This is a genomic window from Streptomyces sp. NPDC088157 (assembly GCF_044741545.1).
Classification (GTDB): Bacteria; Actinomycetota; Actinomycetes; order Streptomycetales; family Streptomycetaceae; genus Streptomyces.
In genome coordinates this window covers 559,137-575,267 of record NZ_JBIUSU010000002.1, presented here as the reverse complement: position 1 = coordinate 575,267, position 16,131 = coordinate 559,137, and the positions used below count along the sequence as shown (strand labels likewise).

10 protein-coding genes, 1 pseudogene and 1 riboswitch are annotated in these 16,131 nt (G+C 69.9%); of the genes and pseudogenes, 5 read left to right on the top strand and 6 right to left on the bottom strand.

What is annotated here, in order from left to right; all coding sequences use genetic code 11:
* Positions 1–85 precede the first annotated feature (85 nt).
* The 3 genes and pseudogenes from ACIPFH_RS08865 to ACIPFH_RS08855 form a co-directional block, all read right to left on the bottom strand.
* Entirely contained in the window at positions 86–1,099 is a 1,014-nt protein-coding gene (locus ACIPFH_RS08865; protein ID WP_356251541.1) for a ribonucleotide-diphosphate reductase subunit beta, read from the bottom strand.
* Positions 1,099–3,468 carry a ribonucleoside-diphosphate reductase subunit alpha gene (locus tag ACIPFH_RS08860; protein ID WP_356251544.1) on the bottom strand — a complete coding sequence of 790 codons (2,370 nt, stop codon included), beginning with the start codon at positions 3,466–3,468 and terminating at the stop codon, positions 1,099–1,101. Before ACIPFH_RS08860 ends, ACIPFH_RS08865 begins: the two co-directional genes overlap by 1 nt.
* A gap of 144 nt (positions 3,469–3,612) precedes the next feature.
* Positions 3,613–3,702: riboswitch (cobalamin riboswitch) on the bottom strand.
* Between the two features lie 77 nt (positions 3,703–3,779).
* Positions 3,780–4,277 (bottom strand): annotated as a pseudogene (locus tag ACIPFH_RS08855) (GNAT family N-acetyltransferase).
* Between the two features lie 140 nt (positions 4,278–4,417).
* On the opposite strand from ACIPFH_RS08855, the gene ACIPFH_RS08850 reads away from it, so the two are divergent.
* Positions 4,418–7,999: an ATP-binding protein gene (locus tag ACIPFH_RS08850; protein ID WP_401824461.1), complete on the top strand. Its 3,582-nt coding sequence runs from the start codon at positions 4,418–4,420 to the stop codon at positions 7,997–7,999.
* 96 nt (positions 8,000–8,095) lie between these two features.
* Here ACIPFH_RS08850 and mctP read toward each other — a convergent pair whose 3' ends face one another.
* From mctP to ACIPFH_RS08835, 3 genes are all read right to left on the bottom strand, one after another.
* On the bottom strand, positions 8,096–9,721 hold the full coding sequence (gene mctP / locus ACIPFH_RS08845; RefSeq protein ID WP_401824460.1) for a monocarboxylate uptake permease MctP: 1,626 nt from the start codon (positions 9,719–9,721) through the stop codon (positions 8,096–8,098).
* Positions 9,718–9,993: a DUF3311 domain-containing protein gene (locus ACIPFH_RS08840; RefSeq protein WP_356251553.1), complete on the bottom strand. Its 276-nt coding sequence runs from the start codon at positions 9,991–9,993 to the stop codon at positions 9,718–9,720. The genes mctP and ACIPFH_RS08840 overlap by 4 nt, the downstream gene beginning before the upstream one ends.
* A 124-nt stretch (positions 9,994–10,117) precedes the next feature.
* Positions 10,118–10,882, bottom strand: a complete 765-nt coding sequence (locus ACIPFH_RS08835) for a GntR family transcriptional regulator (protein WP_356251555.1) — start codon at positions 10,880–10,882, stop codon at positions 10,118–10,120.
* A gap of 434 nt (positions 10,883–11,316) precedes the next feature.
* On the opposite strand from ACIPFH_RS08835, the gene ACIPFH_RS08830 reads away from it, so the two are divergent.
* From ACIPFH_RS08830 to ACIPFH_RS08815, 4 genes are all read left to right on the top strand, one after another.
* On the top strand, positions 11,317–12,597 hold the full coding sequence (locus tag ACIPFH_RS08830; protein ID WP_401824457.1) for an extracellular solute-binding protein: 1,281 nt from the start codon (positions 11,317–11,319) through the stop codon (positions 12,595–12,597).
* A gap of 118 nt (positions 12,598–12,715) precedes the next feature.
* Entirely contained in the window at positions 12,716–13,714 is a 999-nt protein-coding gene (locus tag ACIPFH_RS08825) for a carbohydrate ABC transporter permease (protein WP_401824455.1), read from the top strand.
* A complete protein-coding gene (locus ACIPFH_RS08820; protein ID WP_401824453.1) occupies positions 13,711–14,577 on the top strand; it encodes a carbohydrate ABC transporter permease in 867 nt (288 codons plus the stop codon). Before ACIPFH_RS08825 ends, ACIPFH_RS08820 begins: the two co-directional genes overlap by 4 nt.
* A gap of 8 nt (positions 14,578–14,585) precedes the next feature.
* A complete protein-coding gene (locus tag ACIPFH_RS08815) occupies positions 14,586–16,112 on the top strand; it encodes a glycoside hydrolase family 3 protein (RefSeq protein ID WP_401824452.1) in 1,527 nt (508 codons plus the stop codon).
* Positions 16,113–16,131: the final 19 nt, after the last annotated feature.

Sequence of the window (16,131 nt, the reverse complement as noted above, 5' to 3'; positions counted from 1 at the left end):
CGGCTCCGGCGCTCGTGGGACTTCTCCACGAGCGCCGGACCGACCGTCAGCTGAAGGCTTCGAGGAAGGCTCCGGGAACGGTGCCTCAGAAGTCCTCGTCCAGGTCGACGGTGCCCTCCACCGCGACCTGGTACGCCGAAGGCCGGCGCTCGAAGAAGTTGGTCAGCTCCTGAACGCCCTGGAGCTCCATGAAGGAGAAGGGGTTCTCCGAGCCGTACACCGGGGCGAACCCGAGCCGCGACAGCCGCTGGTCGGCGACGCACTCGAGGTACTGCCGCATCGAGTCGGTGTTCATGCCCGGCAGTCCCTCACCGCACAGGTCGCGCCCGAACTGGAGCTCGGCCTCCACGGCCTCCCGCAGCATCGCCGTCACCTCCTCCTGCAGCTGGTCGTCGAAGAGGTCCGGCTCCTCCTTGCGCACGGTGTCGACCACCTCGAAGGCGAAGCTCATGTGCATCGTCTCGTCACGGAACACCCAGTTGGTGCCCGTGGCGAGGCCGTGCAGCAGACCCCGGCTGCGGAACCAGTAGACGTACGCGAAGGCGCCGTAGAAGAACAGGCCCTCGATGCACGCGGCGAAGCAGATCAGGTTGAGCAGGAAGCGTCGGCGGTCGGCCCTGGTCTCCAGCCGGTCCAGCTTCTCGACCTCGTTGATCCACTTGAAGCAGAACTCGGCCTTCTCGCGGATGGACGGGATGTTCTCCACGGCGTCGAAGGCGGCGGCGCGGTCCTCCGGGTCGGGGAGGTAGGTGTCCAGGAGCGTCAGATAGAACTGGACGTGGACGGCCTCCTCGAAGAGCTGCCTCGACAGGTAGAGGCGCGCCTCGGGGGAGTTGATGTGCTTGTAGAGCGTCAGCACGAGGTTGTTCGCCACGATCGAGTCGCCCGTCGCGAAGAACGCGACCAGCCGGCCGATCATGTGCTGTTCGCCCTCGGACAGCTTCGCCAGGTCGGCGACGTCCGAGTGGAGGTCGACCTCCTCGACGGTCCAGGTGTTCTTGATGGCGTCCCGGTACCGCTCGTAGAAGTCCGGGTAACGCATCGGACGCAGGGTCAGCTCGAAGCCCGGGTCGAGCAGGTTCTTGGCTTCGCTGGTCATTACTGGCAGGCCTCGCAGGACTCGGGGTTCTCAAGGGAGCAGGCGACGGCCTCTTCCGAGGTCACCTGCTGCACGGGGATGGCGGCGGGGGTCTGCGCCTGAGCCGCGCGGGCGATGCGGGTCGCCGGGCGGGAGCGCAGGTAGTACGTCGTCTTCAGGCCCGACTTCCAGGCGTACGCGTACATCGAGGAGAGCTTGCCGATGGTCGGCGTCTCCAGGAACAGGTTCAGGGACTGGGCCTGGTCCAGGTACGGGGTGCGGGCGGCGGCCATGTCGATCAGGCCGCGCTGCGGGATCTCCCACGCCGTGCGGTACAGGGCGCGGACTTCCTCCGGGATCCAGGCGAAGTCCTGCACCGAGCCGCTGGAGTCGCGCAGCGCCTCACGGGTGCGGGCGTCCCAGACGCCGAGCCCCTTCAGGTCCTGCACCAGGTAGGAGTTGACCTGGAGGAACTCGCCGGACAGCGTCTCGCGCTTGAACAGGTTGGACACCTGCGGCTCGATGCACTCGTACACGCCCGCGATGGACGCGATGGTGGCGGTGGGCGCGATGGCGAGCAACAGGGAGTTGCGCATGCCGGTCCGCGCGATCCGCTCCCGCAGGGCCGCCCAGCGCTCGGGCCAGGTGAACTCGACGCCGTAGTGGTCGGGGTGCAGCACGCCCCTGGCGGTACGGGTCTTCTCCCAGGCCGGCAGCGGGCCGTTGCGCTCGGCCAGATCGGCGGAGGCCTCGTACGCGGCGAGCATGACACGCTCGGCGATGCGGGTGGACAGGGCCTTGGCCTCGGGCGAGTCGAAGGGGACGCGCAGCTTGAAGAAGACGTCCTGCAGGCCCATCGCACCCAGCCCGACCGGGCGCCAGCGGGCGTTGGAACGGCCCGCCTGCTCGGTCGGGTAGAAGTTGATGTCGACGACCCGGTCGAGGAAGGTGACGGCCGTGCGGACGGTCTCGTCCAGCCGCTCCCAGTCGATCGTGCCGGCCGTGGTGTCGACGAACGCGCCCAGGTTCACCGAACCCAGGTTGCAGACCGCCGTCTCGCCGTCGTCCGTGACCTCCAGGATCTCCGTGCAGAGGTTGGAGGAGTGCACGACGTGGCCCGGCTCGGCCGTCTGGTTGGCGGTGCGGTTGGCCGCGTCCTTGAAGGTCATCCAGCCGTTGCCGGTCTGCGCGAGGGTGCGCATCATGCGGCCGTAGAGGTCACGGGCGGGGATGGTCTTCTTCGCCAGCCCCTTCGCCTCGGCCGACCGGTAGGCCGCGTCGAACTCCTCGCCCCACAGGTCGACCAGCTCGGGCACGTCGGCGGGGGAGAACAGCGACCACTGCTCGTCGGCGTTGACCCGGCGCATGAACTCGTCCGGGATCCAGTGCGCGAGGTTCAGGTTGTGCGTCCTGCGGGCGTCCTCACCGGTGTTGTCCCGCAGCTCCAGGAACTCCTCGATGTCGGAGTGCCAGGTCTCCAGGTAGACCGCGGCCGCGCCCTTGCGCCGGCCGCCCTGGTTCACCGCGGCGACCGAGGCGTCCAGGGTCTTCAGGAACGGCACGATGCCGTTGGAGTGCCCGTTGGTGCCACGGATCAGCGAACCGCGGGAACGGATCCGGGAGTACGACAGCCCGATGCCACCGGCGTGCTTCGACAGCCGCGCGACCTGGTGGTAGCGGTCGTAGATGGAGTCCAGCTCGTCCAGCGGGGAGTCGAGGAGGTAGCAGGACGACATCTGGGGGTGCCGGGTGCCGGAGTTGAAGAGCGTGGGGGACGACGGGAGGTAGTCCAGGCGGCTCATCAGCCGGTAGAGCGCGGCGACCTCGTCCACGGAACGGGGGGTGTCGTCCTCGGCGAGGCCGGAGGCGACGCGCAGCAGGAAGTGCTGGGGCGTCTCGACGACCTTGCGGGTGATCGGGTGCCGCAGGAGGTAGCGGCTGTGCAGGGTACGGAGCCCGAAGTAGCCGAACCGGTCGTCGGCCCGCTCGTCGATCAGGGCGTCGAGACGGACCGCGTGGACACGCACGAACTCGGCGGTGCGGTCGGCGATGAGACCCTCGCGGTGGCCGACGGCGACCGATCCGGTGAACGACGTGACGCCCTGGGAGGCGGCCTCCGCGGCGATGCTGATCGTCAGCAGCCGGGCGGCCAGCTTCGAGTAGGCGGGGTCCTCGGAGATCAGTCCCGCGGCCCCCTCCGTGGCCAGCTCGCGCAGCTCCGCCTCGTCGGCCCTGGCGGACCGGCCGCGCAGGGCGGCGGCGGCGACCCGGCCGGGGTCGGCGTCGGGCAGGTCGGCGGTCAGCTCGGTCAGGGTCCGCAGCAACGCGGTACCGGGACCGTCGGTCTCCAGCTCGGTGACTGAAACCGGTTCGGCTGGCGCGATGGTCACGTGGGGCTCTCCCTCGCTCGGCGGTGGGCCTTGCGCAGGGCAGGGGGCAGCACACGAGCGCGCGGGGCGTCGCGTCCACCGGCCCACTCCACGAGACCCGGACGTCAGGGCACCCGGACCGGACGGCCGGGCGCGCTGTCGGCAGGACCTCGGACTGAACACGCGTGCGCATACGGGTATGGATGCACGTGAGTACACCGTTGCGGGACAGTTCCGGATTCGCACCGGATTCCCCTGCGGCGACAGCGAGCATGAGCATACATCTTGTGCTCACCCGTCACGCCACCCCCAGATGTTGTGTCGGGGCGGTTTCAGAGCGTCAGCTGATGGGCGATCAGGGTGAGATCGTTCCGGTGTGGCACGGGATGCCCGTCCCGCTCGGGTGTCCGTACGAAACCCAGACGTTCGTGGATGCGGTGGACCGCGAACATCACGCCTCGGGTCGACAGGACGACGGCCGTGCGGCCCTCCGTGGCCCGGGCGCGGTCGAGGCAGGCGCGGTCGAGAGCTCCCCGGCACCCCGACCGCGGGCGGCCCGGTGGACCGCGAGCATACGGATCTCGGCCCCGCCGCGGCCCGCGAGTCGGACATGGGGCCGGGGCCGCGGGCGAAGGTGACGCCGCCGAGGATACGGCCGTTCTCCACGGCCACCCGGACCTCGGCGGTGGCCGCGCGCGCCCGGCCACCTCGCGCGGATGCACGTCGCTCTCACCGAAGTCGAGGAGGTCGCCCGCGGGGTAGGCGCGGGCGGTCGTGTCGCCGTGGGCCTCGTACGCGCCGCGCGCGACCCGCCGGATCACCAGGGCCATGGCCCCGAGTTGCCGGACGCCCGGGTTGCGGGGCCTGCCCGGAGTGATTCCATGGAAGTAGCCGTCGGCGCAGTGCGAATCCTTTGCCCCGCGAGTCCTCCGTCCCGGGAACCGCTCCCGGAACTCGCAAGGAGAACGCCATGACGAGGGTTGTCCGCCATCCGCCCGGCAAGGAGCGACCGCGCGACGCGCCGATGGCCACACTGGTCTTCCGACGGGCGGGACACCGCGTCGGGCACGTGTTCGTCGGCCACTGGCACGCCCTGACGATCCGTCTGGAGGCCCGCCGCGGCGCCACCCACCCCAAGAAATGGCGCCGATGGGTCTCCTACGCCAACGTCACCAGGGTGATCTGGCTGGTCGCCGTGCTCGCGCTGCTCGCCTGGGTCGGTGAGGGCCTGTTCATCCTCGTCACGCAGGACACGACCGGCTTCGAGCAGTGGCGGCAGGGCAACGACGGGTTCGAGACCGTATTCAAGTTCGTCGGCCCGATCCTTGCCGCCTCGATCGCCGCCGCGCTCTTCCTGTTCTGGTGGTACCGCTGGACCAAACGGCGCTATCTCACCAAGGCACTGCGCGATCCGCGTCGGCTGGTGCCCACCGCCGGATACGACACCGCCGAGATCGTGGGCCGCGAGGACATCGCCCAGGTCATCGCCGAGCGGCTGCGGGAGCGCGACACCCGGCGGCCGTATCTGCTCGTCGGCGGCGTCGGAGCGGGAAAGACCGCCGTCCTCGTACGGCTCACCGAACTCCTGGCCCGCCAGAACGCCGTACCCGTGCCGATCAGACTGCGGGACGTGGCGGACGGCACCGACCTGAACTTCGAACGCCTGGCGAGGCAGCGCTTCGCACAGGAGGCGCCCAAGGGCATTCTGGCGCGCGGCAAGACCGACCGGGTGTGGCAACAACTCCTCGCCGACGACAAGCCGGTCGTCCTCGCCGACGGCCTGGAGGAGGCCCTTCTCGACGACGGCCGGCAGCAGAACCGGGACAACGTCATCCGCCGGGCCATCGAGCGCGCCCGCGAGGAGAAGCTGCCCCTGGTCATCGCCTCCCGGCCGCACAGCCCGCTGGAGACCACCTCCGCCGCGATCGTGGTGCTGGAACCGCTCAGCGAGGAGGAGGCGCTGCGCTTCGTCGAGGCGGACGTACCGGAGACCGACGAGCGCCGGGTGGACTGGATCGTGGAGACGGCGGAGGTGACGGAGTCGCCGATCTACCTCCAGATCGCCCGCGAACTCCACCGGCGGGGAATCCTGGAGCACTACCGCCCGGACGACGATCGGCGGCACATGAACATCCGCAGCCGCGACCGCGCCACCCTGCGGTACTGGCTGCTCGAGACCTGGGCCGAGGCGCTGTGCGAGGGGAAGCTGCGCGAGGACGTCGCGCTGGCCCCGCAGGAGCGCCGCGACACGCTCGAAGTGGTCTCGGCCCTGGCCTGTGTCGGACTGCTCCAGGACAAGCTGGAGGTCGGCTTCGCGGAGCTGCTCGACCCGGACATCCTGCACCCCGGCCCGGCGCGGCGCGCGCGGGCCCGAGCCGAGCACCTGTGGACCGGCCGCGGCTTCGACCGGTACGGCAAGCGCGGTAACACCCTCTCCGACTGGCACCGGCGCCAGATCTGGAACGCGCTGTGCGAGCGGCTCGGCGACGCGGAACGCAGGCGGCTGCGCGAGGGCAACATGGACCAGTGTCATGCCGTCCTCGCCCGCTTCGCGGCCCACGCGAGCAAGCTCAGACTGGTGGAGGGACACGAGCACAGGGTCCGTTTCCCGCACAGCATCTTCCAGGCCTACTTCGGCTGTCGCCTGCTCGACCAGCTGGGGGAGCGGGGCGCCGGGGACCTGGCCGAGCAGGCGCTTCAGCCGCCCGGCCCCAGCCGTGAGCTGCTCATCGCCCTCGTCCTGCTGTCCCGGGGCCGGGCGGCGAACCCTGCGGGCCGGGGGCACGGTCTGCGGGCCGGGATACGGAAGGAGATCGCGGAACTGGTACGGCAGGCGCCAGTGCGGGGCCGCCCGCTCGCCCTCCGGCTGTGCGCCGCCGCGGGCCGCCGCACCGACGACCCCAAGGCCCTGGACCTCTACGCGGCCGCCCTGGAGATCGAGAGCGCCGAGGACGACCCGGGACAGCTGAGCGGGATCGTCACCGCGGTGCGCGAACACTGGGCCGGTATCAAGGGGGACCGGCGCACCCTGAGGGACGCCAAGCGCAGAGTGCTCAAACAGCTGGGTGCCGCGTTGCGGAAGGTCTCCGACCGGATCGACACCACCCCGCTGTACTGGGAGCTCTTCCGGCTGGGCATCCAAGAACCCTCCTACTCCATCCGCCTGGTCGTAGCCCAGGAGTTCGGCACCGGCGGCAACGCGGCGTTCGCCGTGATCCGGGAACGGGTCGGCCTGAACAGCGACCCCGTGAAGGAGTACAACGACCGGCTGGACAGGCTGAAGGCCTGGAAGAGACAGGAGTACGAGGCATGGGCCGCGCGGATGGGGAGGGCGCGGTCGGACCGCGCGTCCCCGGGGGGCGCGTCGGCCGAGGACATCGGGCGGTTGCAGGAGGACCGCAAGGCGCTGAATCGGCGCTACCGTGAGCAACGGGTCGATCTCTTCCGGGAGTTCGTGATGCGGGCCTGGATGCTCCCGATGCTCCTGGGCTCCGTCGACGAGGCCCATCGCGACGAGGCCCGGGAACGCCTCACCAAGTGGCTGCGCCACCTCGACCCGGAGTTCACCGGCGGGACCCCCGATCTGCCGCTCGCCCTGGAGGCCGCGCTGGCCCAGGGCTTCAAGTACGCGGCCAACCGGCGCCACCGGCACCCGCACACCTTCCTGGGGGGCCGGAACGACCTGATCCGCCAGGCGGAGACCGTGCTCCAGCAGTCACGCTGCTGGTACGCGCAGCTCAGCCTGCTCCAGGCGCTGTGCCTGTGGGAGCTCCCGGACGGCGCCGGCGGCCGCCCCGACGGGCAACAGCCGTTGCAGCGGCTCGGCGGGGCCACCGCCGTGCAGACGGTGAAGCGCTGGCTGTCGATGGCGGGCACGGTGAACGCGGCGCCGGGTCACCCGGACCAGCCCGGCGAACCGGCCAGGCGGCGCCTGCACCCGTTCGTCGCCGAGGCCGGCGACCTGGTCGCCCTCGCCCTGGAGACCGGACAGCCCGAGCGGTTCCTGTGGATCGACGAGAAGGGGGTCGCCGACAACATCGGCGCCCGCGCGGGCGGCACCGGCGGATACCGCAGGCACAGCCTGTGGATTCCCCCCTCGGTCGGCTGGAGCACCCTCGACCCACGCGCCCAACGTCTCGTCGCCGACGTACTGGTGATGCTGAACCTCATCGAACGGGACGGGCACCCGGACGAGGTCGAGGAACGCCTGGCCCGTATGGAGCAGCCCGGAATGTCGTTGCCGCCGTGCATCTGCAAGGACCGGGAGCCGCTGCGGCCCGGACTGCGCATCGGCACGTCCACCCCGCCCGCACCGGGCACGACCTGTCTGCCCGACTGCAAGTTCCAGCTCTGCCCGTACCCTCCCCGGGGCGGTGTGCCCCGGGGAGAGATCCGCGAGCCGTTCTGCCGCCAGCAACAGGCCCTGCTGCCCGGCAGCGTCCGGCGCTGGCTGCCCCGGGGGCTGCGCAGAAAGACCCCGCACTGGGTCGGCATGCGGGTCCGCGAACTGGACCGCTTCTGGGACGCGATGGCCAGACGGACGCGGGACTGAGGGCCGTCGGGACAACCCTTGGGCCGGGTCCGCGAAGTCGCGCCCGGCGCCGCTTCGCGGACCCGGCCCAGGCCCGAGCCGGTCCATCGTGCATCCCTAGTGGGACGTGCCCGCCGTCGCCGGCGGCAGCTCCACCTGGACGCCCGGGTCGCCGGCGTCCGCCGTGTAGTCCTCCGGCTTGGTCTCGTCGATGCCCTCGGGAGCCTTGGCGGCCTTCAGGACGAAGGTCAGCACCACCGTGACGACGACGTTGATCACGAACGCCGTGAGACCGATGTAGCCGATCTCGCCGATGCCCGGGATCTCCTTCGACGAGCCGCCGAAGTGCTTCTGGGTCGGGGAGGCGACGCCGTACGCGGCGAAGGTGCCGTAGACCATGCCGACCGCCCAGCCGGCCAGCAGGGCCCAGCGGTGGAACCAGCGGGTGAAGAGGCCGCCGACCAGGGCCGGGAACGTCTGGAGGATCCAGATGCCGCCCAGCAGCTGGAAGTTGATGGCGACCGTCTTGTCCATGGTGAGGACGAAGACCAGGGCGCCCACCTTCACCAGGAGGGAGACCAGTTTGGAAACCTTCATCTCCTGCGCGGGCGTGGCGTCCGGCTTGATGAAGTCCTTGTAGATGTTGCGGGTGAAGAGGTTCGCGGCCGCGATCGACATGATGGCCGCGGGCACGAGCGCGCCGATGCCGATCGCCGCGAACGCCACACCCGCGAACCAGGACGGGAACATGTCCTCGAACAGCTGCGGGATCGCCAGCTGCCCGTTGGTGACCTTGACCCCGGCCGCGATCGCCATGAAGCCCAGCAGCGCGAGCAGGCCCAGCATCAGGGAGTACAGCGGCAGGATCGTCGTGTTGCGGCGGATCACCTCACGGCTGCGGGACGACAGCGTCGCCGTGATGGAGTGGGGGTACATGAACAGCGCGAGCGCCGAGCCCAGCGCCAGCGTGGCGTACGTCCACTGGCCCGGGTCCGCCGGTGCCAGCGCGCCGCGCGGCTTGCCCGTCGCAGGGTTGGTCTGGCTGAACGCCTCGCCCGCCTTGGCGAAGATGTCGTCGAACCCGCCGAGCTTGATCGGGATGTAGATGATCGCCACCGCGATGACGATGTAGATCAGCGTGTCCTTCACGAACGCGATCAGTGCGGGGGCCCGCAGACCCGAGGAGTAGGTGTAGGCCGCCAGCACGCCGAACGCGATCAGCAACGGCAGGTCCTTCACGAACCAGTTGGTGTCCTCGCCGCCGCCGACGCCCATCACGTCGAGCACGGCCTGGATGCCGACCAACTGGAGGGCGATGTAAGGCATCGTCGCCAGGATGCCGGTGACGGCGACCGCCAACGACAGGCCCTTCGAGCCGAACCGGCCGCGGACGAAGTCCGAGGTGGTCACATAGCCGTGCTTGTGGGACACCGACCACAGGCGGGGCAGGAACGTGAAGATCAGCGGGTAGACGAGGATCGTGTACGGCACCGCGAAGAATCCGGCCGCGCCCGCCGCGTAGATCGCCGCGGGTACCGCGACGAAGGTGTACGCGGTGTACAGGTCGCCGCCGAGCAGGAACCAGGTGACCCAGGTGCCGAACGACCGGCCGCCGAGGCCCCATTCGTCGAGGCTGTCGTTCTCTGCCCTGCGCCAGCGCGCGGCCAGGAAGCCCATGACCGTGACGGCCAGGAAGAAGAAGATGAAGACGGCGAGTGCCACGCCGTTCACGCCGTCCTTCACTCCGACGCACCACCCTTCGCGGAAGAGGAGTCCGCGCGGCCGCGCTGGTCACGCTGCCAGAGCTTGTACGCGGTCACGGTGAGCGCGGCGGAAAGGGGCACCCACAGCATCTGGTACCAGTAGAAGAAGGGGATCCCGATGAACGCCGGATCCACCTTCGCGTACGAACCCACCCACAGCATCGCCACGAAGGGCGCGAGCAGACAGAGGGCGATGGCCACGCGCACAGGCGTCACCACCGGCCCCCTGGTCGCTTCCGGGGTCTCTGACATCGGCGGTTCCGTCCCCTCGTCGATCGCCACTGCGTTGATCACCAAAGCAACGCGCTGGAAATGTAGGTGACGGATAAAGGGCAGCGGAAGACCCCGTCCGCATATCGGTACCCGATTGTCGCTCCTACTCCGCGGGTCTCTTCAGCCGCGCCACGAACTTGTACCGGTCGCCCCGGTACACCGAGCGCACCCACTCCACCGGCCGTCCCTCCTGGTCCAGCGAGTGGCGGGAGAGCATCAGCATCGGCAGGCCCACGTCGGTGCCGAGCTGGCCCGCCTCGCGCGGAGTGGCCAGCGAGGTCTCGATGGTCTCCTCGGCCTCGGCGAGCCGGACGTCGTAGACCTCGGCGAGGGCGGTGTACAGCGAGGTGTACTTGACCAGCGACCTGCGCAGGGCCGGGAAGCGCTTCGCCGACAGGTGGGTCGTCTCGATGGCCATCGGTTCGCCGTTGGCCATGCGCAGGCGCTCGATGCGCAGCACCCGTCCGCCGGCCGTTATGTCGAGCAGCTCGGCGAGGCGGTCGTCGGCGGTGATGTAGCCGATGTCCAGGAGCTGCGAGGTCGGTTCGAGTCCCTGGGCGCGCATGTCCTCGGTGTACGAGGTGAGTTGGAGGGCCTGGGACACCTTCGGCTTGGCGACGAAGGTGCCCTTGCCCTGGATGCGCTCGAGGCGGCCCTCGACGACCAGTTCCTGGAGGGCCTGGCGGACGGTGGTGCGCGAGGTGTCGAACTCGGCCGCCAGGGTGCGCTCCGGCGGGACCGGGGTGCCCGGAGACTGCGTCTCCGTGATGTCGAGCAGGTGCTTCTTCAGGCGGTAGTACTTGGGCACACGCGCGGTACGCACGGTCGCCCCACCCTCGTTCTCCGCACTGCTGACATCGGTGCTCATGGCCTGCCTTCCCGGCTGCGGGTGCCGAAATGGCCGACACGCCGTCGGCCGCGGCTCACATCGTGGCACGGCTCGGTGTGTGGAGTGTCCCCCGTGGGTGACCTCGCACGTGCCGTGACCTCCTCTGTATACCGTCGGGACCCGCGTTGGTCTAGTCCAACATGACACTCCGTGATGCGCGCCCGCGCGATTGGTATACCCGCGCGCGAGACCCCGAACTGGCGCCCAGAAATTGAAAAGTCCCTGCATATCGCGGTCCCGTAACGGACGACTCAAGCGTGCTTTAACACCCTTGACAGCCCTATTGGTCTGAGCCAAGCTCCCCCTACTGGTCTACACCAATGGTCCAGGTCCTGGCCCCACGGACGGTACGCGTTGACGCTCGACCGCGAAGGGGAGGCAGGGGGGTCTGTGGCATCCCTGAGGAGGATGGCGTGAAGCGCAAGCTGATAGCCGCGATCGGTATCGCGGGCATGATGGTCTCCATCGCGGCGTGCGGGGACGACAGCGGCAGTGGGGACTCGAAGGGCACCGACGCCAAGGAGCTGACCGTCTGGCTCACCGTCGACGCGCAGAACAACTGGCCGGAGCTGGTGAAGGCAGCCGACGCGGCGGTACAGAAGGCGCACCCCGGCGTCAAGATCAACCACGAGTACTACGGCTGGCCGGACAAGAACGCCAAGCTCGACGCGGTCCTCGCCACCGACAAGGCCCCCGACGTCGTCGAGATGGGCAACACCGAGATGCTCGGTTACATGGTCAAGGGTGCCTTCGCCTCCCTCGACACCTCCAAGTTCGACAACTCCTCCGCCTGGCTCGACGGCCTCAAGGCCTCGGTGACCTACGACGGCAAGACCTACGGCGTGCCGTACTACGCCGGCGGCCGCGTCGCCAACTGGCGCAAGGACCTCTTCGCCTCGGCGGGAGTCAAGTCGACGCCGAAGACCTACGCCGAGCTGACCGCCGCCCTGGACAAGGTCCAGAAGAAAGAGGGCGGCAAGTTCTCCGCCTGGTACCAGCCCACCCGCGACTGGTACGCGGCCATGTCCTTCGTCTACGACGCCGGCGGCTCGATCGCCAAGGAGGACGGCGGCCAGTGGAAGGCCAACCTCTCCTCGCCCGAGTCCGTCAAGGGTCTCAACGAGTTCAAGACCGTCGTCGACAAGTACATGCACGGTGACAAGACCAAGGACGAGTCCGACCGTTACATCGTGTACGGCCAGGGCAAGTCCGGCATGATCTTCGCCCCCGCCTGGGAGGGCGCGACCGCCGCGGCGAAGGAGAACGACAAGACCGGCAAGCTCGCCGGCAACGTCGAGAACTTCGTGATGCCCGGCCCGTCCGGCAAGAACCTTCCCGTCTTCCTGGGCGGCTCCGACCTCGCCGTCCCGGTGAAGTCGGACGCGCAGGCCCTCGCCGCCGAGTGGATCAACGCGTTCACCGGCCCGGCCGGCCAGAAGGGCCTGATCGCCAAGGGCAACCTGCCCAACAACAAGACCGACCTCGCGACCCTCAAGAGCGATCCGGCCACCGCGGTCCCGGCCACCGCCGCCGAGTCCAACTGGTTCGTCCCGATGGCTCCCGGCTGGGGCCAGGTCGAGAAGGCCCAGGTGCTCCAGACCATGCTCCAGAGCATCGGCACCGGCAAGAAGACGGTCGAGGCCGCCGCGAAGGACGCGGACGCCGCGATCGACAAGGTCATCAACAACAAGTGACCTGAGGGCAGGGCCCCGCAGACCCCGGAGGGCTTCATCGGGGCGGGGCCCTGCCTCCCGTACGACCCGTACGGGGCTCGCCTTCGTACGACCCGAGGGACCGCTGAGGAGCGCGCGGATGAGTGCCGCAGACACGACCACTGCCAAAGTGCCGCCGACGCGGCAGTCGCCACCACCACCGCCCGCGGGCGAACCCGGCGCGAAGAGACCACGCGGCGGCCGCAGTTCCGGCGGGGCCGCGACCCCCTGGCTGCTCCTCGCCCCCTGCCTGCTGGTCCTCGCCCTGGTCATGGGCTATCCGCTGATCCGCCTGGTCACCCTCTCCTTCCAGAAGTTCGGACAGTCCCAGCTGTGGGGCTTCCAGCCGGCCGAGTCCGTCGGGTTCGACAACTTCACGGGCGTACTGGGCGACGGCGAGTTCTGGCAGGTCGTCGTCCGCACGATCTTCTTCGCGGCCGGCTGCGTGATCTTCACGATGGTCATCGGCATGTTGATCGCGCTGCTGCTCCAGCGGGTCTCCGGCTGGGTGAAGACCCTCGTCAACATCGCGCTCGTGGCGAGCTGGGGCATGCCGGTCATCGTCGCCACCACCGTCTTCAAGTGGCTGTTCGACGCCGACTACGGCATCCTCAACGCGGTCCTGAGCAGGCTGCCGGGCGTCGAGCTGATCGGCCACAACTGGTTCGCCAGCGGACCGCAGGGACTCGCGGTCATCATGCTCCTCGTGGTCTGGGGAGCCGTGCCCTTCGTGGTCATCACCCTCAGCGCCGGCCTCACCCAGGTCCCGGCCGAACTGGAGGAGGCCGCCCGCCTCGACGGCGCGGGCGCCTGGGGCGTCTTCCGGTACGTCACCCTGCCCATCCTCAAGCCGATCATCGTGATGCTCACGACCCTGTCGGTCATCTGGGACATGGGCGTCTTCCCCCAGGTCTTCGTCATGCGCAACGGACACCCGGAAGCCGAGTTCCAGATCCTGACGACGTACTCCTACGACCGCGCCTTCGTCGTCAACGACTACGGACAGGGTTCGGCGATCGCCCTGATCACCGTGCTGCTGCTGCTCGGGGTGGTCGCCGTCTACATGCGCCAGATGCTGAAGATCGGAGAGGTCGAATGAGCGCCATTGCCTCCGAGGCGAGCCGGGCGGGAAGCCGGTCCGGGCGCCGCAAGTCGAAGTTCGGCTGGAACCTCCTCGGCCTGCTCGTCTTCGCCGTCGCGGGATTCCCCGTCTACTGGATGCTCAACACGGCGTTCAAGCCGGCCAAGGACGCGATCGACCCCGACCCGAGCCTGCTGCCGACGGGAATCACCCTCGACAACTTCAGCCGCGCGCTGCACATCGCCGACTTCTGGGGTCCGGTGGGCCGCAGCCTGCTCGTCTCCCTGGCGGTCGTCGCGATCGGCGTCGTCGTCGGCCTGCTGGCCGCCCTGGCCATCTCCCGCTTCGCCTTCCGCGGCCGCAAGATCGTGATCGTGGGCATCCTGGCCGTCCAGATGGTCCCGCTCGTCGCCATGATCATCCCGGTCTTCCTGCTCCTGAACGACCTGGGCCAGTACGACAAGCTCTCCGGCCTGATCCTCACGTACCTGACCTTCATCCTCCCCTTCACGGTGTGGACGCTGCGCGGCTTCATCGTCAACATCCCGAAGGAGCTGGAGGAGGCCGCGATGGTCGACGGCTGCTCCCGCACCGGGGCCTTCATCCGCGTGGTCTTCCCGCTGCTGGCCCCCGGCATGGTCGCCACCTCGGTCTACGGCTTCATCCAGGCCTGGAACGAGTACCTCTACGCCCTGATGCTGCTCAGCCAGAAGAACCAGACGGCCACCGTGTGGCTCAGCAACTTCTCCACCAAGCACGGCACCGAGTACGCCCCGATGATGGCCGGCGCCACGATGATGGCCCTACCGATCGTCGCCCTGTTCCTCCTCGTCCAGCGCAAGATGGCCGCGGGGCTGACCGCGGGCGCCGTGAAGGGATAACGCCCCCGATGACGACAATCGCCAGCGGCACCGACACTCTCACCCGTGACGCCCTGACGGTCCTGCAACCCGGATTCCCCGGCACCACCGCCCCCGACTGGCTGCTGCGCCGTCTGGGCGAAGGACTGGCATCGGTGGGTCTGTTCGGCCGGAACATCGCCTCGCCCGGGCAACTCGCCTCGCTGACGGCCCAGCTGCGGGCGGAGCGGGACGACGTCCTGGTCGCGATCGACGAGGAGGGCGGAGACGTCACGCGCCTGGAGGTGCGCACCGGCTCCAGCTTCCCCGGCAACCACGCGCTGGGCGCGGTGGACGACGTCGCGCTCACCCTGGAGGTCGCCGCGGAGCTGGGCCGACGCCTCGCGGAGTGCGGCGTCAACCTCAACTGGGCCCCCTCCGCCGACGTGAACTCCAACCCCGCGAACCCGGTCATCGGGGTCCGCTCCTTCGGCGCCGACCCAGCCCTGGTCGCCCGGCACACCGCCGCCTACGTCACCGGCCTCCAGTCGGCGGGTGTGGCGGCCTGCACCAAGCACTTCCCGGGGCACGGCGACACAGCCGTCGACTCCCACCACGCGCTCCCGCGCATCGACGCCGACCCGGCGGTCCTGGCCGAGCGCGAACTGGCCCCGTTCCGCGCCGCCATCGCCGCCGGCACCCGCGCGGTGATGAGCGCGCACATCCTGGTCCCCGCCCTGGACCCGGCCCGTCCGGCAACGTTGTCCCCTCGCATCCTGACCACGCTGCTGCGCGAGGAACTCGGCTACGACGGCCTGATCGTCACCGACGGCATGGAGATGCAGGCCGTCGCCGCGACCTACGGCATCGAACGCGGCAGCGTCCTCGCCATCGCGGCCGGCGCCGACGCCATCTGCGTGGGCGGCGGCCTGGCGGACGACGAGACGGTACGCCGCCTGCGCGACGCCCTGATCACCGCCGTCCGCACGGGCGAACTCCCCGAGCAACGCCTCGCGGACGCTGCGGAACGGGTACGGGAACTCGCCCGCTGGACGGCTCCGGGGCGCACGGCCGCCGTCGGCACCGGCGACGGAGCGGGGCAGGCCGGCCGGAGCGCCGTGCGCGCCGACGTCGGGCTGATCGCCGCCCGTCGGGCGCTGCGCCTCACCGGCGAGGCCGTCTTCACCCCGCTCACCGACCCGCCGTACGTCGCGGCCCTCACCCCGGTCGCGAACTTCGCCGTCGGTGACGAGACCCCCTGGGGCGTGGCGGCGGAGCTGGTCAGGCTGCTGCCGGGGACGGAGACGGACAGCTTCGCGGGCGCCGACGCGGGACACGCGGCGCTGGTGGCGGCGGGGGAGCGGCGGATCGTCGCCGTGGTCCGCGACGAGCACCGGCACCCCTGGATGGCGGCGGCGCTCGGCACGCTCCTGGCGGCCCGCCCGGACACGGTCGTCGTGGAGATGGGCGTCCCCCAGGCCCCGCCCCGGGGCGCCCTGCACATCGCCACCCACGGCGCGGCCCGGGTCTGCGGCCGCGCGGCGGCGGAGGTCATCGCGGCCGGCCCGCACGCCTGAACGCTCCGACGACGAAGGC